The sequence below is a fragment of the Actinomyces sp. oral taxon 897 genome (genome assembly GCF_002999235.1).
Classification (GTDB): Bacteria; Actinomycetota; Actinomycetes; order Actinomycetales; family Actinomycetaceae; genus Actinomyces.
Window position 1 is genome coordinate 1,010,124 of sequence record NZ_CP027236.1, and the last position, 19,176, is coordinate 1,029,299.

The 19,176-nt window shown below is 72.8% G+C and carries 14 protein-coding genes; 4 read left to right on the plus strand and 10 right to left on the minus strand.

What is annotated here, in order from left to right; all coding sequences use genetic code 11:
* Positions 1 to 11: 11 nt before the first annotated feature.
* The 5 genes from C3V41_RS04080 to C3V41_RS04100 all read right to left on the minus strand — a co-directional run bounded on the left by C3V41_RS04080 (position 12) and on the right by C3V41_RS04100 (position 7,561).
* A complete protein-coding gene (locus tag C3V41_RS04080) occupies positions 12 to 3,539 on the minus strand; it encodes a bifunctional [glutamine synthetase] adenylyltransferase/[glutamine synthetase]-adenylyl-L-tyrosine phosphorylase (protein ID WP_106109211.1) in 3,528 nt (1,175 codons plus the stop codon).
* Between the two features lie 23 nt (positions 3,540 to 3,562).
* Positions 3,563 to 4,900, minus strand: a complete 1,338-nt coding sequence (glnA, locus tag C3V41_RS04085) for a type I glutamate--ammonia ligase (protein WP_106109212.1) — start codon at positions 4,898 to 4,900, stop codon at positions 3,563 to 3,565.
* Positions 4,901 to 5,035: 135 nt separating this feature from the next.
* Entirely contained in the window at positions 5,036 to 5,506 is a 471-nt protein-coding gene (locus tag C3V41_RS04090; RefSeq protein WP_106109213.1) for a zeta toxin family protein, read from the minus strand.
* On the minus strand, positions 5,503 to 5,799 hold the full coding sequence (locus C3V41_RS04095) for a hypothetical protein (protein ID WP_106109214.1): 297 nt from the start codon (positions 5,797 to 5,799) through the stop codon (positions 5,503 to 5,505). The genes C3V41_RS04090 and C3V41_RS04095 overlap by 4 nt, the downstream gene beginning before the upstream one ends.
* Before the next feature lie 136 nt (positions 5,800 to 5,935).
* Positions 5,936 to 7,561, minus strand: a complete 1,626-nt coding sequence (locus tag C3V41_RS04100) for an ATP-binding cassette domain-containing protein (protein ID WP_106109215.1) — start codon at positions 7,559 to 7,561, stop codon at positions 5,936 to 5,938.
* Between the two features lie 565 nt (positions 7,562 to 8,126).
* Between C3V41_RS04100 and C3V41_RS04105 the strand changes: the two genes are divergently transcribed.
* The 4 genes from C3V41_RS04105 to C3V41_RS04120 all read left to right on the plus strand — a co-directional run bounded on the left by C3V41_RS04105 (position 8,127) and on the right by C3V41_RS04120 (position 12,434).
* On the plus strand, positions 8,127 to 9,218 hold the full coding sequence (locus C3V41_RS04105) for a hypothetical protein (protein ID WP_129591474.1): 1,092 nt from the start codon (positions 8,127 to 8,129) through the stop codon (positions 9,216 to 9,218).
* Positions 9,211 to 9,915 (plus strand): ATP-binding cassette domain-containing protein, encoded by a 705-nt coding sequence (locus C3V41_RS04110; protein WP_129591475.1) that lies wholly within the window; start codon positions 9,211 to 9,213, stop codon positions 9,913 to 9,915. Before C3V41_RS04105 ends, C3V41_RS04110 begins: the two co-directional genes overlap by 8 nt.
* A gap of 187 nt (positions 9,916 to 10,102) precedes the next feature.
* Positions 10,103 to 11,704, plus strand: a complete 1,602-nt coding sequence (locus C3V41_RS04115) for a DUF349 domain-containing protein (protein ID WP_106109218.1) — start codon at positions 10,103 to 10,105, stop codon at positions 11,702 to 11,704.
* A gap of 127 nt (positions 11,705 to 11,831) precedes the next feature.
* The gene (locus C3V41_RS04120; protein ID WP_129591476.1) at positions 11,832 to 12,434 is read left to right on the plus strand and encodes a hypothetical protein; all 603 of its coding nucleotides are present in this window, start codon (positions 11,832 to 11,834) and stop codon (positions 12,432 to 12,434) included.
* A 52-nt stretch (positions 12,435 to 12,486) separates the two neighbouring features.
* Here C3V41_RS04120 and C3V41_RS04125 read toward each other — a convergent pair whose 3' ends face one another.
* The 5 genes from C3V41_RS04125 to C3V41_RS04145 all read right to left on the minus strand — a co-directional run bounded on the left by C3V41_RS04125 (position 12,487) and on the right by C3V41_RS04145 (position 19,136).
* Positions 12,487 to 14,832 (minus strand): RelA/SpoT family protein, encoded by a 2,346-nt coding sequence (locus C3V41_RS04125; protein ID WP_106109220.1) that lies wholly within the window; start codon positions 14,830 to 14,832, stop codon positions 12,487 to 12,489.
* A gap of 130 nt (positions 14,833 to 14,962) precedes the next feature.
* On the minus strand, positions 14,963 to 15,514 hold the full coding sequence (locus C3V41_RS04130; RefSeq protein WP_106109221.1) for an adenine phosphoribosyltransferase: 552 nt from the start codon (positions 15,512 to 15,514) through the stop codon (positions 14,963 to 14,965).
* Positions 15,511 to 16,614: a protein translocase subunit SecF gene (gene secF, locus C3V41_RS04135; RefSeq protein WP_106109222.1), complete on the minus strand. Its 1,104-nt coding sequence runs from the start codon at positions 16,612 to 16,614 to the stop codon at positions 15,511 to 15,513. The genes C3V41_RS04130 and secF overlap by 4 nt, the downstream gene beginning before the upstream one ends.
* Complete coding sequence (gene secD / locus C3V41_RS04140) at positions 16,611 to 18,626, minus strand: protein translocase subunit SecD (protein WP_106109223.1); 2,016 nt, start codon at positions 18,624 to 18,626, stop codon at positions 16,611 to 16,613. Before secD ends, secF begins: the two co-directional genes overlap by 4 nt.
* Positions 18,627 to 18,713: 87 nt before the next feature.
* Positions 18,714 to 19,136 carry a preprotein translocase subunit YajC gene (locus C3V41_RS04145; RefSeq protein WP_106110654.1) on the minus strand — a complete coding sequence of 141 codons (423 nt, stop codon included), beginning with the start codon at positions 19,134 to 19,136 and terminating at the stop codon, positions 18,714 to 18,716.
* Between the last annotated feature and the right edge of the window lie 40 nt (positions 19,137 to 19,176).

Sequence of the window (19,176 nt, forward strand, 5' to 3'; positions counted from 1 at the left end):
GGCTGCCCCGCCTACCGGCGCCCGGGGCGGCGGGCGGGGCCACCGCGCCCCGGCTCCCCCCAGCCGCGCCGGGAGACCCCGGAGCGGGGAGTGGCCGGTGGCCGGCCGACGGGGTCAACCGGGTCGGGGCCGTAGACGACCTGCTCCATGACGGCCCGGGCGTGGCGGGCCCCCCGACGGTAGAGATCCTCCAGGTCGCGCCCACCCCCCGACGAGACCCTCAGCAGCCACCCCACCACGCGCACGCCGCGTACGTCCGAGGGCAGCACGTCCACCCTGGCGCCGCTGTCCCGGCCGGTCCCCAGGACGTTGGCGGCCCGCACCCGGGTGGCCAGGATCCAGGCCCCCATGAGCTCACCGGCCTGGTCGGCGCTCAGCAGCCCCGCCTCGGAGGCCGCCCGCAGCGCCTCCGTCGTGGAGGTGGTCCGCAGCCCCGGGACCCGGCCCGCGTGCTGGAGCTGGAGGACCTGGGCCGCCCACTCCACGTCGCTGATCCCACCGGGCCCGAGCTTGAGGTGGCGGGCGGGCTCCACGCCCCGGGGCATGCGCTCCGCCTCCATACGCGCCTTGAGGCGGCGTATCTGGCGCAGGGCGTCGTCGTCCAGACCCTCAGCGCTCCAGCGCAGCGGGTCAATGAGCTCCTCGAAACGCCGCCCCAGCCCCGGGTCACCGGCACAGGGACGCGCCCGCAGCAGGGCCTGACGCTCCCACACCGCCGACCACCTGCCGTAGTACTCGGCGCAGGAGGACAGGGAGCGGCTCATGGGGCCCTGACGGCCCTCAGGACGCAGGTCGGCGTCCACGTCCACCGGGTGGGGGAGGGCCCCCTTGAGCAGACGCTGGGTGGTGCGGGCCACCGCCTCCGCCTCCCGGGCGGCGTCCACCGCCCCCACCCCCGGACAGGCCTCGTGGACGAACATGACGTCGGCGTCCGAGGCGTAGCTCGTCTCCTCACCGCCCAGTCGCCCCATGGCGATGACCGCGTGACGGGCCAGGGCCCCCGCCCAGGTGCCGGTGGCCCCGCCCGGCGCCCGCCCCGCCCCGCCCCGCCGGGCCACCACCAGGGCGGTGGCCACCTCCAGGGCGCCGCCGATGACGGCGTCGGTGGCGTCGGTGAGGATCCGGGCGGTCCGGTTGGGGTCCACCCCGTCCAGGGAGTCGGCCAGGGCGGCGCGCAGGAGCTCACGGGTCCTGACCCCCACCACCGCCTGCACCGCCTCTACCGCCCGACGCTCCAGCTCCTCAGCCCGGCCCCCGGCCCCACCACCCAGGTCACGGCGCCCCACGATCCGGGCGACCTCCTCGGTGAGGGCCTGCCGGCTGCGGGGGCGCAGCTCGGCGTCGTCGTCCAGCCAGGCCGTGGCCTCAGGGTGCTCGGCCAGGCGGACGGCGGTCCAGCGCGCCCCGGACAGGACGTGGCACAGGCGCTGGGCGGCGTGGGGGGAGTCGCGCAGCATCCCCAGGTACCAGTGGGAGCCGCCGATCGCCTCGGAGAGCTGACGGAAGGACAGCAGCCCGGAGTCGGGGTCGGGGCCGTCGGCGAGCCAGCCGATCATGACCGGCAGGAGCTGACGCTGGATGGAGGCACGACGGGTGACCCCCTCGGTGAGGGCCTGGATGTGGTGTAGAGCACCATCGGGGTCCAGGTACCCGAAGGCCGTCAGGCGCTCACGGGCGGCGTCCGGGCTCAGGGTCATCTCGTCGGCGGACAGGCCCGCGGCCGCCCCCAGCAGCGGACGGTAGTAGATCTCCTCGTGGAGGCCGCGGACCTGCCGCTTGAGATCCCTGAAGAGGGCGACCAGCCGGGCGGGGTCGGCCAGGCGGTCCCGGTCGATCCCCCGCCCGATCCGCCTGAGGTCCTCCGGACGCTGCGGCATCTCGTGGGTGCGGCGCAGGCGGGTCAGCTGGGCCCGGTGCTCCAGCAGGCGCAGGGCCCGGTAGCAGTCGGCCAGGGCCGCGGCGTCAGCCCGTGAGACGTAGCCCCCCGCGCTCAGGGCCGCCAGGGCCGCCAGGGTCGGACGCACCCGCAGGGCGGGGTCACCCCGGCCGTGGACGAGCTGGAGGAGCTGGACGGTGAACTCCACGTCCCGCAGCCCCCCCGGCCCGAGCTTGATCCGGGGGTCCTCCAGGGCGTGGACGACCCCGGCCTCCCAGGCGCGCCCCGGCGTCCGCCCCGCGCGTACCGCCCCGGCCCGCCCCGCCCCGGGAGCAGGGGTACGCGGCCGGGGACGGGACTCCTGCTCCACCCGACGGCGCATGGCCCGGGCGTCGTCCACGAAGTTCTCCCGCTGTGAGGCCCCCCACACCAGGGGCGCCACCGCCGCCTCGTAGGCCCGCCCCAGCTCCCGGTCCCCCGCGCAGGCCCGGGCCTTGAGGAGGGCCTGGAACTCCCAGGAGGAGGCCCAGCGCTCGTAGTAGGCCAGGTGCGAGGCCAGGGTGCGCACCAGGGCGCCGTCCTTGCCCTCGGGACGCAGGCCGGTGTCCAGGGGCCACAGGGCCGGCTCCGCCCCGGTGGCACTGAGGACACGCGCCAGGGCGGTGGCGATCTCAGCCCCCGTGGCGACCAGCTCGTCCTCCTGCCCGGCCCGGCCGCCGGGCTCCTCCCCGCCGGCCGGGGACGCCGACGCGCCCCGGGCCGGGCCGCCGGGGCCGACGACGTAGACCACATCGACGTCGGAGACGTAGTTGAGCTCCTGGGCCCCGGTCTTGCCCATGGCGATGACGGCCAGGGCGACGTCGTCCGCGGCCGGCCCCACGGCGGCCCGGGCCACCAGGAGCCCGGCCTCCAGGGAGGCGTCGGCGAGCTCAGCCATCTGCCGACCGACCACGGCGACCTGCCCCGTAGGGGAGCCGCTGACCAGGTCCTCGGCCACGACCGCCACCAGCCGGTCCCGGTAGGCCACCCGCAGTGCCGCCGTGGCCGCCTCCACGGCCTGCGTGCCAGCTGGGGCGGTGGCACCGTCCTGCCCGTCCAGGGCGCTCCTGACGGCGCCGAGCAGCTGCTCGTCCGCCCCGGCCCCCGGCAGGCCGAAGGCGCGCTGCGGGGCGGCGGCGTCCAGGTGCCCGGGGTGGGCCACCAGGAAGTCCCCCAGGGCCTGGGAGGCCCCCAGGACCGCCAGGAGACGGGTGGCGTGGACCCGGAGCCCCTGCTTGTCGGCGTCCTGCGGGGACACGACGGCGTCGAGCAGGTCGGCCAGGAGCCGGGCCGGCCCGCCGCGGGTGCAGGACCCGCACAGGCGGATGAGGCTCAGCAGGGCCAGGTCCGGGTCCGCCGTACGCCCCAGGGCCTCCACGAGGGCGGCCTGGGCCCCGGTGAGCCGGGCCGTGACCAGGGAGTCCGTGCCGCGGGGACCTGGGGGGCCGGGGGCAGCGGGCCGCGGGACCGGCACCCCGCCCGGGTCGGGGTCCGGGAGGTAGGGGCGCAGGGCGGGGTCCTGCAGGCACGACCAGGCCCGGCCGAGCCCGGTAAAACCCGCCCTGGCCAGCAGCGCCCGGGCGCTGCTGGCGTGACGCAGACCAGGAAGGTTGCGCTCGACCACGGTCTCTGCCCCCCGTGCTCCCGTCAGCCGCGTGGGAGGAACTGGGAGAGCTCGAAGTCGGTGACCTGGGCGTCGTAGGCCAGGTACTCCCGGCGCTTGTTGCGCACGAAGTACTCGAAGGTGTCCTCCCCCAGGGTGTCGGCCACCAGGTCGGAGGCGCTCATGGCGCTCAGGGCCCGCTTGAGGGAGGTCGGCAGGGGGGTGATGCCCAGGGCGTCGCGCTCGCGGTCGGTCAGTGCCCACACGTCGTCCTCGGCCTCGGGCGGGAGCTCGTAGCCCTCCTCAATGCCCTTGAGGCCGGCGGCCAGGATGACGGCGTAGGCCAGGTAGGGGTTGGCGGCCGGGTCCAGGGAGCGGTACTCCACCCGCACCGACTGGGCCTTGCCGGGCTTGTGCATGGGCACCCGCACCAGGGCCGACCGGTTGTTGTGGCCCCAGGAGACGTAGCTGGGGGCCTCGTCCCCGCCCCACAGGCGCTTGTAGGAGTTGACGTACTGGTTGGTAATGGCCGTGATCTCCCTGGCGTGGTGCAGCAGGCCGGCAATGAAGGAGCGTCCGGTGGCGGAGAGCTGGTACTGCCCGCCGGCGTCGTAGAAGGCGTTGTGGTCCCCCTCGAAGAGGGAGAAGTGGGTGTGCATGCCGCTTCCGGGCTGGCCCACCAGCGGCTTGGGCATAAAGGTGGCGATGCAGCCCTCCTGGATCGCGACCTCCTCGATGACGGCCCTGAAGGTCATAATGCTGTCGGCCATGGACAGGGCGTCGGCGTAGCGCAGGTCGATCTCGTTCTGCCCGGGCCCGCCCTCGTGGTGGCTGAACTCCACCGAGATGCCCATCTGCTCCAGCATGAGGATGGCCCGGCGACGGAAGTCGTGGGCGGTGCCCCCGGGGACGTGGTCGAAGTACCCGGCGCGGTCGGTGGGCAGGAGGCTGCCGTCCTCCCCCCGGCGCAGCAGGTAGAACTCGATCTCGGGGTGGATGTAGCAGGTGAAGCCGGCGTCGGCCACGCGCGCGAGCTGGCGTTCCAGGACGGCGCGGGGGTCGGTGCGGGCGGGCTGGCCGTCGGGGGTGAGCACGTCGCAGAACATGCGGGCCACCCGGTTGCCCAGCTCCTCCTCCCGCCAGGGCAGCATCTGGAAGGTCGAGGGGTCCGGGCTCAGGAGCATGTCGGACTCGAAGACGCGGGTCAGGCCCTCCACGGCGCTGCCGTCAAAGCCGATTCCCTCCTCGAAGGCGCTCTCGACCTCCGCGGGGGCTATGGCCACGGACTTCAGCTGCCCGATGACGTCGGTGAACCACAGGCGCACGAAGCGGATGTCGCGCTCCTCGATGGCGCGGAGCACGTACTCCTGCTGCTTGTCCATGGTGCCTCCTGCACGGTACGCGAGGTGCCCGGCGCCGGGCATGGGCCGACGGCGCCTCACGGGCTGGTGGACAAAGCGTAGCCGCTTAAGTAGGTCAGGTAGGTTTCGGGGGCCTGGCCGGACCGGGGTGTCCGGTCAGCGCGTGGTCGCCCGCTCCTGGCCAGAGGACCGTCGGCGACGGGGTCCCGGGAGCGGCTGGGCCTGCGTGCCGGTCAGCGCGCGGGCGTGGTCGAGGTCGACCGTGACCTGGACCGGGGCGTGCAGGCGGCGGGCGAGCGCCCTGAGGGAGTCAATGCGCTCATTGACGTCGAGGGCCTGGCCCACCAGCCAGCCGGACAGGTCGGCGGTCGCCGCGGGCATGGCCTCGGGATCGGGGTCGGCCACCAGCCGCTCGTAGTCGGGGTGGTACTGGCGCAGGTCGTCGCCCAGGATCTCGACAAAGTCGTGGTCGGGGTAGAACATTCGGCGGGTGGAGGCAATGGCGCGGGTCTTGCCCGCACCCGGCTGAGCGCCGACTGACAGCAGCGTCGGGCTCGGGCCGGGCGGAGACGCGAACAGGTCGGCAAGGGCGTCCGCCCAGGCCTGCCTCTTGGTCTCGGTGGTCATGCTGCGGAGAGATAGGCACCTGCGCGCTCTGCCAGGTCGAGTTGGGAGACCATGCTCCCCCACCGCTCGATACGCTCGACCATAGCAGCGCGGTCATCGGGGTGGACGTCGGAGCGCTCGCGTCTGAGCGCGACAATCTGCTCCGTCCAGAACTTGACGGCGTCCTCGTCCCCTACCTCGCGGGCACGTGAGCGCAGCGAGTTGTAGGCGCCTCCCAAGCGCGTCCCCTTCTCGTAGAAGACGTCGTAGACGGTATTAATGTCCTTGCTCTCCCAGTCAATACTGCTGACCATAACAGCCTCCTTACGTCACGCTCCACAACCGTGCCACCGCACTACCGCCCTCCTGGCCGGCGGCGGTGCGCCGTGAGACCGGCCAGGGGCCGGGCACGGCCGCCTGTACCTGCCACAATAACGTGCCAGCTGGCCCTCAGGGACTGAGGACCAGGCGACGCCCCGCCCAGTGGTCAATGAGCCAGCGGTCGTGGCTGGCCACGAGCAGGGTGCCGCCCCAGGCGGCCAACGCCGCCTCCAGCGCCTCCATGGTGTCCAGGTCCAGGTAGTTGGTGGGCTCGTCAATAATGAGGATCTCGGGGGCGGCCGCGGCCGCCACGGCGAGCTGGACACGGCGCTGGTTGCCCGCGGAGAGGTCCCCCACCCGCCGGGACCAGTAGGCGGGGTGCAGGACGCCGGCCCCGACCTCGCCTATGCCCGACCCCCACGTCTCCTCCCCCAGGCCGGGGTCGCCGGGGCGCGGCAGGCGCTGGGGGACGACGGCGATGCGCCCGGAGACGCTCAGCGCCCCGGTGGAGTCGGCGGTGGGCGGCGCCCCGGTGGCCGCCCAGCGCAGCAGGGTGGTCTTGCCGCAGCCGTTGGGGCCGGTGACCAGCAGGTGCTCTCCGGCACCCAGGTCGAGGGTGACCGGGGCCAGGCGCCCCGGGACGTGAGCCTCGCGGGCCAGGACCGCCAGGCCGCCGTGGGCGGGGACCTGCGGCAGATCCAGGCTTAGGCGGTAGGAGCGGGGTCGGCGGACCTCGACGGCGGCCAGGGCGGCGAGCCGACGGTCGTCGTTACGCTGACGCCGCGTCGAGGTCGAGGCGGCGCGGTCCGCGTAGAACTTCCTGGCCATCCTGACCTCGGTGCGCTCGCCGTGGTGGTGTGCGGTGCCGTAGTGGCCGACGGTCTCGGACTCGCGGCGGTGGCGGGCCAGGGCGCGCTTGTCCTCCTGCTGGGAGGCGTGGACGCGCTCGTGGGAGGCGCGGGCGCGGGCCTTGGCCTCCAGGTAGTCGGTGTAGGTGCCGGCGCAGCGTTGGACGCCGGGCAGGCTCCCGCCCCCGGAGGCGGTCAGGAGCGCCTGCCAAGGGGCGGTGTCCAGGTCCAGGACACAGGTGGCGACGTCGTCAATGAAGGCGCGGTCGTGGCTGGCCAGCAGGACGGGGCCCTGCCAGCCGCGCAGGGTGGCGGCCAGGTAGGCGACGGCCTGGTCGTCCAGGTGGTTGGTGGGCTCGTCCAGGACCAGGGCGATGGGGCGGGTGAGCAGGGTGGCGGCCAGGGCGAGGCGGCCGCACTGGCCCGGTGAGAGCGTGGCCAGAAGGCGAGCACGCCCAGGATCCCCGGCCAGGACCCCGAGCCCCAGGCCCGCGAGCACCTGCCCGGTACGGGCCTCCAGGTCCCACACCTCGGCGGCGGTGGCGGCGGCCAGGAGCCCGTCGTAGTCGCGGGCCAGGGCGCTGCCGGGGCGGGTGGCCAGGGCGGTGGCGGCGGCCTCGAAGCGGGCGGCCAGGGAGCGCAGGGGCGCGGTGGCGGCGTCGAGGTAGTCCCCGACGCTCCCGGACGGGTCCGGCACGTCGGGGACTCCCCGGAGCGGCGGGGCCTTGACGGTGCCGGAGTCGGGGGTGAGGTCGCCGGCGACCAGACGCAGCAGGGTGGTCTTGCCGCAGCCGTTGGGGCCGACCAGGCAGGCCCGCTCGCCGTCGGCGACGGTGAGGGTGATACCGGCGAGCAGGGGCTCAGCGGTGAAGGAGAAGCTGATGTCGGTCAGGGTGATCGCGGGCACGGGTACTCCTTGCGGATCCTGGGGGCGGTTCAGGAGCGGGGCAGGAGCTCAGGCGGTCACGGGACCATGCTAGCAGCCCCGCCGGTACCGTCTCCTGCGCCGTCCTCCGGGAAGGTCCGCCACCGGGACCCGGGTCCGGTGCACCCAGGGTGGCGGGCTCACTGACCGCCCACCGGCCGGGACCCGGGTCGGTGGTGACCCCTCAGGAGCCGTTCACGGGACCGCCCTGCCGTCCACAAACCGAGGCATACGCAATAACCTCTGCAAACAATTTCATGCGGCATTGATAAGTATCTTAAAATGCTTGACATAGGAGCGTGGCGTCCCTAGACTCTGAGATGCCAGTGTCACCCACTGGACCCATCTCATGAGAGAGGCGGTACCACCATGTTTTGGTGGCTCTTCTGGCCTATTATGTGGCCTACCCCACCTGCGTACTGACCGAACTGGGTAATGGTGGCCCGGCCATGAGGTCGGGCCACCACCTGGTGAGGAGGAGGTCCTTGCTGCGTCCGCACCCTGACACGGTGGTCCTGGGGGCGCGCCTGGGTGCGCTGGGCGGGCGGTGCACCCTGGCGACCGCTGCACTCCTGGGGGCCGCCGCCCTCATGACCGTCTACGGCTCCTCCCCCCTGGAGCTGCACGGGACGGCCCTGGGGGCGGCCTGCTCGTCCTGTCCGCCTCCACGGCGGCCGGGGCGGTACAGGTCTTCAGCTGGGACCTGCCCGCACCGGCACGCGCCTACCTGCGCTCCCGGGGCGTCGGGACGCCGACGCTGGTGGCCCTGCTCCTGGTGGGGACCAGCCCGGTCCACCTGTGCGCCGCGCTCCTGGTCCCCCGGGTCCTTGCCGCCAGGCCGTCCACCACCCTGGCGGTCACGGCGCTGCTGGCCCAGTACGTCCTGACCGCCGTCATCGGGGCCGCGTGGCTCACCAGGAGGAGGACGGGCAGGCTCCTGCCGTTCCCCTACCGGGCCGCCCGCCGTGCCGCGCCCTGCGCCCCGTCTCCCGCACCCGGTGCGGCCGTCACGAGGCAGGCGCACCGGACCCGCCCCCAGCCGGCCTGGCACGCGGCCCTGGGCCGGGGCGGGCGCCTCCCCCGCAGCCGGGTGGGGGCGACCCGCCTGCTCCTGCGTCGCACGGTGGGGGTGCCGGAGCTGGCGGTCCCGGTTATCGCGTGCCCCCTGGCCGGGGCCGCCCTGGCCGGGGCCGGCGTCCCGACCGCCACGGCCTGCTACGTGGTGGGCCTCCTGCCTGCCGCGGCGTTCTTCTCCACGCTGGCCCGCTACCAGACCGACCCCGCCTACCGGCTCCTGGCCACCCGCTACGCCCTGGATCCCACCGAGGTGGCCCGGGCGGGGGCGGCCCTGTCCCTGCCGGCGGCCGGGGCGGGCGCGGCCGCCGCCCTGCTGGCAGGGGCCTGGAGCCGGGCGGGACACCCCGCGGGGGTGCTCGACGTCGTCGGGGTCCTGGTGGTCGTGGTCCTGAGCCACCTCAGCCTGGGCCTGCTGACCACCCGTCACCTGCGTGGCCGCCACCTGCCGCTGCTGATCGACGTCGAGGTCATGGTCCTGTGCCTGCTGGCGCCGCTGACGATCCTGCTGGCGCTGACCGTCCTGGTCAGGATGCACCGCTCAGGAGGTGCCCGCCGTGCTTGAGATCCGTGGCCTGACCATGCGCTACCGCGGTGGCGGCGGGGTCGGCCCGCTGGACCTGGTGGTGGAGGCCGGACAGGTCGCCGGCGTCGTCGGCCCCAACGGCGCGGGCAAGAGCACCCTGTTCAACCTGCTGGCAGGGGTGAGCAGGCCGCAGGGCGGCACCGTCCGCGTCCGCACGGCGCAGGGCGCCGCCACGGGCGGGCGCGTCCCCGCCCGCCTCCTGGGCTACCTGCCCCAGGACGTCCCCGACCTGCCCCGTCTGAGCGCGCTCGACCTGTGCGTCCTGGACTCCTGCATGCGCGGCCTGGACCTGGACGCCCAGGACCTGCGGGCCCACCTCCAGGCCTACGGCTGCGGCGCCCTGGTCCGGCGTCGGCTCGACTCGCTCTCCCGGGGCCAGGCCAGACGGGTCTACCTGGCGGCGGCCTTCCTGGGGGACCCGCCCGTCATCGTCCTGGACGAGCCCACCAACGACCTGGACGTGGAGACCACGCTCGCCCTGTCCACCTGGGTCACCCAGGCCGCCGGACGCGGCAGCGCGGTCCTGGTCTCCAGCCACGTCCTGGGGTTCCTGGACCGGATCTGCCACCACGTGACCCTGCTCAGGGACGGCCTGGCGGCCGCGACGCTGAGAGCCGGCCAGGAGGACACCGAGAGCGTCTACCGGAGGGTCTTCGCCCCGTGCCAGCTCCCCTAGGGGCGCGGCCCCGGGACGCCGCCCGCGTCCGGTGCGCGAGTCCCTGTCACGACAGGACGCGAAGCGCATAGACTCCCCCTGTCGTCTCCCACGACGACGCCACCCCGACCACCCGGCACCGCCGGGCGTGAACGGAAGCGGGGCGGGTCCCGCCGCCTCCACCCCGTCAACCATGAAGGAGCATTACGTGACCGAGCAGACGCAGCCCGAGACCGGGCTCGATCCCACCGCCACGTCCCAGACGGAGCCCGGCTCCGCCACCACCCTTGAGAACACGGAGAGCACCGTGAGCACTGAGACCTCCTCCGGGGCAAGCCCCCAGACCCCCACCCCCCAGCCCACCGACACCACCAAGGCGCCTGCTGACAGCCTGCCGGCCGGCGACCAGGCCACCGGCGACGCCGAGCCCCCCGCCGCCGACCAGGCCGCCCAGGCACCTGCTACCTCGGACCAGGCCGCCCCGGACCAGGCCACCGGCCCGGCCGACAGCCCCAAGGACGGGCAGGCCAAGGCCCCCGCCCCCGCCACCCCCATCGACCCCCAGGAGGCGATGGACGCCGCCAAGTGGGGCCGCGTGGACGGCGAGGGGCGCGTCTACGTCCAGGACGGCGGCACCGAGCGGGAGGTCGGCCAGTTCGCCGACGCCCCCATTGCCGAGGCCATGGCCTTCTACGTCCGCCGCTACCTGGACCTGAAGTCCACGGTGGTCCTCTTCGCCACCCGCCTGCCCCAGCTCTCCGTGCGTGAGATCGACTCCACGCTCAAGACCATTGAGGAGTCCCTGGTGGCCCCGGCCGCCGTGGGCGACCTGGACGGCCTGCGCGCCCGCTTCCACGCCCTCAAGGCCGTGGCCGCCGAGCGCCGTGAGGCCGTGGCCGCCGAGAGGGCCGCCGCCAAGGAGCAGGCCCTTAAGGAGCGCACCGCGATCGTGGAGCGCGCCGAGGCCATTAGCGCCCAGGACCCCGCCCGCACCCAGTGGAAGAACTCCGGGGCCGAGCTGCGCGAGCTCCTGGAGACGTGGAAGAGCGCCCAGCGCCGCGGACCGCGCCTGGACCGCCCCACCGAGGACGCCCTGTGGAAGCGCTTCAGCCACGCCCGCACCACCTTCGACCGCCACCGCCGCCAGTTCTTCAGCGAGCTCGACGCCAAGCAGGCCCAGGTCAAGGCCGCCAAGGAGGCCCTCATCAGGCGGGCCGAGGAGCTCCAGCACTCCACGGACTGGGCGGGCACGTCCGCGGCCTACCGCGGCCTCATGGAGGAGTGGAAGAAGGCTGGACGCGCCTCGCGCAAGGAGGACGACGCCCTGTGGGCCCGCTTCCGGGCCGCCCAGCAGGTCTTCTACGACGCCCGCCGGGCCAAGGACGAGGCCACCGACGCCGAGTTCGCCGAGAACCTGCGGGTCAAGGAGGCCCTGGTGGCCAAGGCCGAGGCGCTCCTGCCGGTCAAGAACGTCAAGGCCGCCAAGCGGGCCCTGCGTCCTATCCAGGACGCCTGGGAGGAGGCCGGGCGCGTGCCGCGCGGGGCCGTGCGCCGTATCGAGGGCCGCATGCGTGCCGTCGAGGACGCCATCCGCGAGGCGGAGAACGCCGAGTGGCGCCGCACCGACCCCGAGACCAAGGCCCGCGCCGAGGGCCTGGCCGGCCAGCTCCAGGACTCCATCGCCAACCTGGAGAAGGACCTCGCGGCCGCGCAGGCCGCCGGGGACACCAAGAAGGTCGCCGAGGCCGAGGCCGCCCTGACGGCCCGCCGCGCCTGGCTCGACCAGGTCCTGCGCTCCGCCCGGGCCTGAAACACGCCGGGAGGGCGGGGCAGCCGTCCCGTGGACGCCGCCACCCTAGAGTGGCGGCGTCCACGTCTTCAGCCCCGATTCGGCTCGACTCGGCTGCACCACAGACTACTATGGTCCATAATGGAACATGGTCAAAAGAAGTTCTACCAGGTCGTCAACTATTGACGAGTTGTTGTCAGCTCCCGGTCCTGAGCCGATCCTGCAGCCTCCCTCCACGCGCGAGACCTGTCTGCTGCGCTGTGAGCACCTGGACGCCAGGCTGTTCATAGCGGTCCTGGGGCGGCGCTACCCGGCGGACACCGTCGCCACCCCCGGGCAGCGGGCACGGGTGGCCGCCCAGGGCCTGCCGGGCGTGCCCGTCCTGAGCGAGGCGACGGCGCTGTGGGTCCACACCGGCCTCAGGCCCCCGTGGCTGGCGGCCCTGGACGGCACCGGGGGCCTGCCCCGCTACCCGCGTGGCTCCTGGGGCCCGGGCTCCCCACGCCGCTCGTTCCGCAGCTCGGACCTGACGACCATCGAGGGGGTCAGGTGCTGCACCCTGGCACGCACCGCCGTCGACGCCGCCCGCCTGGCCCCGCCCGCCACGGCGGTCACCGCCGTGCTGGCGGCGCGCAGGGCCGACACGCCCCGGTGGGAGATGTACCTGGCCCTGAGCCACTGCCACGGCGACTCCAGCCGGGGTACCGCCCGGGCCCGGGAGCTCATTGAGAGCGTCTGGAACCTGGGCTGAGGTCCTGCGCCGCCGGGCCGGAGGCCCCGGCCGCCCCACCCGGGGTGGCCGCTCAGGCGCCCTGGGCGGTCTCGCGCGGACGCCTCACCGAGGCCGCGCAGCGCCGCGCCTCGTAGACGCCGTCGATCTTGCGCAGGGCGGCCAGCGTGTCGTCCAGGTGGGTGGCGGCCGCCAGCTCCACCACGAAGCGCCCGGTCATGACCCGGTCGCGCCCGGTGGAGACCCTGGCGCTCACGAGGTCGACGTGGTTGTCCGCCAGGGCGCGCGTCACGTCGGCCAGCAGGCCGCCCCGGTCCAGGGCCTCGACCTCCAGCTGCACCAGGTAGGCCACGGCGGCGTGGGAGGCCCAGGAGACGTTGACCAGGCGCTCGGGCTCGTTGGCGAGCTGCTCGACGTTCTGGCAGTCGGAACGGTGGACGCTAATACCCGAGCCGCGGGTGACGAAGCCGATAATGGGGTCCCCGGGCATGGGGGTACAGCAGCGTGCGAGCTTGACGTAGACGTCCCCCGCCTCCATGCCCTCCACCACGACGCCGGAGTCGGCGGTGGTGCGCCGGTGGCCCGGCGCGGTCCTGGTGGGCAGGACCGCCTCAGCCAGGGTCTCCTCGGCACCCGCCTCCCCGCCCATGGCGGACACCAGGGTGTCCACCACGTGCTGGGCGGAGACGTGGCCCTGCCCGACGGCGGCGTAGAGGCCGTCGATGTCGGACTTGTCCAGGGTCTTGGCCACGTCCATGAGGGACTCGTGGCTCATGAGGCGCTGAATGGGCAGGTTCTGCTTGCGCATGGCCCGCGCGATCGCGCCCCGGCCCTCCTCAATGGCCTCTTCACGGCGCTCCTTGGAGAACCACGCCCGGATCTTGTTGCGGGCCCGGGTGGAGCGGACGAAGGACAGCCAGTCCCGGCTGGGGCCCGCCCCCTGGGCCTTGGAGGTGAAGACCTCCACGGAGTCACCGTTCTCCAGGCGGGTGTCCAGGGGCACCAGGCGGCCGTTGACCCGTGTGCCCACGGTGCGGTGGCCCACCTCGGTGTGGACCGCGTAGGCGAAGTCCACCGGCGTCGACCCCTCCGGCAGGGCCAGGACGTCGCCCTTGGGGGTAAAGACGTAGACCTGGCCACCGGACATCTCAAAACGCAGGGAGTCCAGGAAGTCGGCCGGGTCCTGGGTCTCCTTCTGCCAGTCCACGAGCTGGCGCAGCCAACCCATCTCGGCCCCGGAGGACTCCCTCGAGGCCCCTGGCAGCGGGGAGGGGCCGGTGGCGTTGGGGTCCTCCTTGTACTTCCAGTGGGCGGCCACCCCGTACTCGGCCATACGGTGCATCTCGTGGGTGCGTATCTGGATCTCCACCGGGTTGCCGCCCGGTCCCACCACGGTGGTGTGGAGGGACTGGTAGAGGTTGAACTTGGGTACCGCGATGTAGTCCTTGAAACGTCCCGACATAGGGGTCCAGCGCGAGTGGAGCGCGCCGAGCACGGCGTAGCAGTCCTGGACGGTGTCCACAATGACCCTCACCGCCACGAGGTCGTAGATGTCGGCGAAGTCCTTCCCCCGCACGATCATCTTCTGGTAGATCGAGTAGTAGTGCTTGGGGCGCCCGGTGACCATGCCCTTGATCTTGTTGGTGCGCAGCTCCTCCTCGATCTGGAGCCGTACCTGACGCAGGTACTCCTCGCGTGCCGGGGAGCGCTCGGCCACCATGTGCTCGATCGTGTCGTAGACACCGGGGTAGAGGGCCTTGAAGGAGCGGTCCTCCAGCTCCCACTTAATGGTGTTCATGCCCAGGCGGTGGGCCAGGGGGGCGTAGATCTCCAGGGTCTCCTTGGCCTTGCGGGCGGCGTTCTCGGCCGGGACGTACTTCCAGGTGCGGGCATTGTGGAGACGGTCGCTCAGCTTAATGAGCAGCACGCGGATGTCCTTGGACATGGCCACGATCATCTTGCGCACCGTCTCGGCCTGGGCCGCGTCCCCGTACTGGAGCTTGTCGAGCTTGGTGACCCCGTCCACCAGGAGGGTGATCTCGTCACCGAAGTCGGCCCGCAGGTCCTCCAGGGTGTAGTCGGTGTCCTCCACGGTGTCGTGCAGGAGGGCGGCCGCCAGGGTCTGGGAGGTCATGCCCAGCTCGGCCAGGATGGTGGCCACGGCGACCGGGTGGGTGATGTAGGGCTCCCCGGACTTGCGGAACTGCCCCGTGTGCGCCTTGCTGGCCACCTCGTAGGCGCGCACAATGAGGCTGGTGTCGGCCTTGGGGTGGTTGGCCCGCAGCGCCCGCAGGAGCGGCTCGATAGCAGGCGGTGTGGAGTGCCCTCGGGAGCCGAACCAGGCCAGGCGGCTACGAACCCGCGAGCCGGGGACGACGGCGTCGCCACCGGTCTCCGGAAGGGTCTTCGTCTCCGTCATCCCTGTATTGTACCGGCGCCGTGGCCGACCCACCTCCCGGGGCGGGGGCGCACGGGCAGGGCCGGTGGCGCCCGGGGCGCCCGGGCACGTCCCCACGGGGCCCGCGCCGGACGCCGTCCCCGGCACGGGCTCAGAAGATGACGACGGACTCCACCTCGCGCCCCCTGAGCCTGTCCCGACCGCCCAGGCCGCTGAGCTCCATGAGCATGCAGACGGACTCCACCCGCCCACCGGCCTGCTCAATGAGGGCCACCGAGGCCGCGGCGGTGCCCCCGGTGGCCAGGACGTCGTCGATCACCAGGACACGGCTGCCCCCCACCACCGAGTCCGGGCGCAGCTCCATACGCGCCGTGCCGTACTCCAGGGCGTAGTCCATGCCGATGACCGGGCCGGGGAGCTTGCCGCCCTTGCGCACGGTGAGCATGCCGATCCCCAGGTTCACGGCCAGGGGGGCGGCCAGGACGAAGCCGCGTGACTCCAGCCCGGCCACGGCGTCGACGCGCCCCCTGTAGTGGGCGGCGAGGCCGTCAATGAGGGCGGCGAAGGCCCGGCCGTCAGCCAGCAGCGGGGTGATGTCGCGGAAGAGGACCCCGGGCTCGGGGAAGTCCGGGATCTCCCGCAGGTGGTCCAGGACCAGCTCGGTCAGGCCCGCGGGGATACTGGGTGAGGACTGCGGGCTCATGAGCGCCTCCTCCTTCTCCTGGGCTGGGCTCCCTGGCCGAGGTGGTGCCCGGGTGTGCTGGGGGCGGCCGCGGGGGCGGCCAGGACGGCGGCGCGCGCCTCCTCGTCGTCCCCGGCCTCCTCCAGGCGGTCCTGCCGGGTCTCGGCCACGCGCCTGGCCTGCTCCCGTACCCCCTTCTCCCGGCTGCGCAGGTCGACGAGCATGGGGGTGGCCAGGAAGATGGAGGACAGCGTCCCGGCGATCATGCCGATGAACAGGGTCAGGGCGATGTCGCGCAGCGTGCCGGCGCCCAGGATGAAGGCGCCCACGAAGAGCAGGCTGGCCACGGGCAGGACGCCGACCACCGAGGTGTTGACCGAGCGGACAAAGGTCTGGTTGACGGCGAGGTTGGCCAGCTCGGCGTAGGTCGAACGGGTCTGGGACTCGTAGTTGGCGGTGTTCTCCCGGATCTTGTCGAAGACCACGACCGTGTCGTACAGGGAGTACCCCAGGATCGTGAGCACCCCGATAATGGTGGCCGGTGTGACCTCGAAACCGCTCAGGGCGTAGATGCCCACCGTCATAATAATGTCGTGGACCAGGGCCGCCAGGGCCGCCACCGCCATCTTCCAGGTCCTGAAGTAGGCCCAGATGAGGGCGCCCACCAGGAGGAAGAAGATGACCAGGCCGCGCAGCGCCTTGGCGGTGACGTCCGAGGACCAGGTCGGGCCGATGGTCGTGGCCGAGACGTCCGCGCCGTCCACCCCGTAGGCCTTGCCCAGCTCGGCGCTGAGGGTCTCCAGGCGGGTCTTGTCCAGCTCGGTGGTCTGCACCCGCACCGAGGAGGAGCCCATGGTGGTCACCGAGGCGCCGTCGGACAGGCCCTGCTCCTTGAGGACGTCGTTGGCCGGGCCCTCGGTGGGGTTCGCGACGCCGGTGACGGTCACCTCCGAGCCGCCCTTGAAGTCGATGCCCGGGTTGAGGCCGACCAGCCCCACCAGCAGCACGGAGACCACGATGGCCGCCCCCGCGACGCAGTACCACAGGCGCCGCCTGGGCACGAAGGGGATGGAGGCCCTTCCGGAGTAGAGCTCGTTACCGAGCACGGCGAGGGACTTCACCTCGTCTCACCGTCCTTTCCGCTCGTGGCGTCCTGGTCCGGGGCGTCCCCGGCCTCCTGGTCGACGTCGTCCTGCGGCTCGGCGTCGCGGCCGCGGGAGGCCTTGCGACGGGCCAGGGAGGCCATGGAGGTCTCGACGACCCTCTGGCGTCCCCGGCCGTAGGCGGCCAGGCTGCGGGCGCCCAGGTGCTCGGGGTCCAGGCCCGAGAGCCGGTGGCCCTCGCCGAAGAAGCGGAAGCGCAGGATCCACACCATCATGGGATGGGTGAACAGGATAATGACCCCCAGGTCCACGATGGTGGTCACCCCCAGGGTGAAGGCGAATCCCTGCACCCCGCCGACCGCCAGGAAGTAGAGGACCACGGCGGCCACCAGGTTGACGGCGTCGGAGACCACGATGGTCTGCCGGGCGTGACGCCAGCCCTCGTCCACGGCGGCCACCAGGGTACGGCCGTGACGGACCTCGTCACGGACCCGCTCGAAGTAGATAATGAAGGAGTCCACCGTGATACCGATGGAGATAATGAGTCCGGCCACCCCGGCCAGGGACAGGCGGTACCCCATGGACCAGGACAGGGCCGCGATCACCAGGTAGGTCGCGGCGGCGGCTATGACCAGGGAGGCCACCGCCACGACCGACAGTCCCCGGTACTGCCAGGCCAGGTAGAGGATAATGAGCAGGAAGCCGACCATTCCGGCAATGAGGCCGTTGCTCAGCTGCTCGGTCCCCAGGGTGGCCGAGATCTGCTGCTCGGACTGGACGGTGAAGCTCAGCGGCAGGGAGCCGAAGGAGAGCTGGTTGGCCAGGGTACGGGCCTGGGCCTGGGTGAAGCTGCCGGAGATCTGCACCCGTCCGTTGGTAATGGGGCTCTTGACGTCCGGGGAGAAGCCGGAGGCCATAATGGTCAGTCCGTCCAGGACGATGGCGAACTCGGCCTTCTGCTGGTTGACCTGGGCCTGCGGGTTGGCCTGGCCGGAGGAGCTCTTGGCGCCGGCGGCGTCGCGGTAGGCCAGGAGCCGCTTGGAGACGGCGGCGAACTGGCTGGTGCCCTCGGAGTCGAACTCCAGGCTGACCACCCACTTGTTGGTGGTGCTCCCCTGGCTCGTGGTCTCCAGGCCCGAGGTGGCGTTGGCGATGTTCGTGCCCGCGATGTCGGCCGGGCCCAGGAGGTAGACCGTGCCCGACCCGTCCTTGGCGCAGGAGATGACGGCCTTGGCGGGGTCCTGGGTGGAGCCGGTGAGGTTGTGCTCGGCGGTGCAGTCCGTCATGGCCGCGTCGTAGATCATCTGCTCGGTGATCCAGGAGTCCGAGGAGTTGTCCTCGCTGGTGGACGGCAGGGGGTCGGAGGAGATCGTGCCGTCCTTGTTGACGTCCGCCAGGGCGGTGGCCACCTGCTCGGGGGTGACGGTGGCCGGTGCGGTGGGCGCCGGGGTGGTCGGCTCGGCGGCCGGGGTGGTGGGCTCACCAGCGGGCTCGGCCGGCTCGGTGGACTCCGTGGGCTCGGCGTCAGGCGCCGGGGTGGTCGGCTCCGCGCTGGGCTCCGCGCTCGCCTCGGGGCTGGCGGAGGCCGCCGCCTTGGCCGCGGCCTGGTTACGGGCCTGGGCGATGGCGGAGGCCGAGCCGCGCAGGATGCGGATGACGGGACGGAAGTACAGGACCGCGGAGGTGCGTACGAGCTCCAGGGTCTCCTGGCTCGGGGTCCCCGGCAGGGAGACGACGATGTTCTGGCCGCCCTGGCGGGAGATCTGGGCCTCGGCCACGCCGGAGGCGTCCACGCGCTGGCGGATGATCTCAATAGCCTGGTCGACGTCCTGGTCCGTGATCTCCGAGCCGTCGGAGGTGGTGGGCGTCAGGATGATCTGGGTCCCTCCCTCCAGGTCCAGGGCCAGTCCCGGGGTCAGGGAGGCCCGGCCCGTCACGGAGCCGGCGACGAGGGCGCCGTAGCCCAGGGCGAGTAGGAGGAATATCGTCAGGAGCCTGCGTCCTGGGTGCTTGGTCTGTGGAGTGGCCACAAGGTCTCTTTCCTGAAGTGGCCCGGGTCCTCGTCGACATCGGGCGGTAGCGGTTAAGGGAGTGAGGGTACTGGCCTCGGGCAGGGGTCAGCGGTCGTGGTTCTCCTGCTCGGCGGTGGCGGCCTCCGCGGCGTCCGTGGCGGCCTGCCCGGCAGCAGTGGCGGCAGCGTCCGCGGCATCCGCGGCGTCCGGGACGGCGTCAGGCTCCGTGCTGTCCGGGACCTGGTCGTCCTGGGAGTCGGTGACGGCGAAGGGCGGCTCCTCGGCGCCGGCGATAGAGCGCCTGTTCCACAGGGACTCGTCGCCCAGCGGGGTGGCCAGGGTGACCACGTCGCCGTCGACCTCGACCACGGTGCCGTAGAAGCCGCCCACGGTACGCACCCAGTTGCCCGGTACCAGGGCCTCCTCGGTACGACGCTCCTGCTCCGCCTGCGCCTTGCGCTGCTGCCGCCTGAGGAGCACGGACATCCCCCACATGGCGAGGATCATGATGGCAAGGGTCATGAGCATCATTGAAACGGTTCCTATCGTGGTCGCGGGCCGGGGTCGG

Bases quoted from the DNA above. Each gene is read 5' to 3' on its own strand.
- C3V41_RS04095 (WP_106109214.1), bottom strand. From the start codon at position 5,799: ATGGTCAGCAGTATTGACTGGGAGAGCAAGGACATTAATACCGTCTAC.
- C3V41_RS04145 (WP_106110654.1), bottom strand. From the start codon at position 19,136: ATGCTCATGACCCTTGCCATCATGATCCTCGCCATGTGGGGGATGTCC.
- C3V41_RS04125 (WP_106109220.1), bottom strand. From the start codon at position 14,832: ATGACGGAGACGAAGACCCTTCCGGAGACCGGTGGCGACGCCGTCGTC.
- C3V41_RS04090 (WP_106109213.1), bottom strand. From the start codon at position 5,506: ATGACCACCGAGACCAAGAGGCAGGCCTGGGCGGACGCCCTTGCCGAC.
- C3V41_RS04120 (WP_129591476.1), top strand. From the start codon at position 11,832: ATGGTCAAAAGAAGTTCTACCAGGTCGTCAACTATTGACGAGTTGTTG.
- C3V41_RS04130 (WP_106109221.1), bottom strand. From the start codon at position 15,514: ATGAGCCCGCAGTCCTCACCCAGTATCCCCGCGGGCCTGACCGAGCTG.
- glnA (WP_106109212.1), bottom strand. From the start codon at position 4,900: ATGGACAAGCAGCAGGAGTACGTGCTCCGCGCCATCGAGGAGCGCGAC.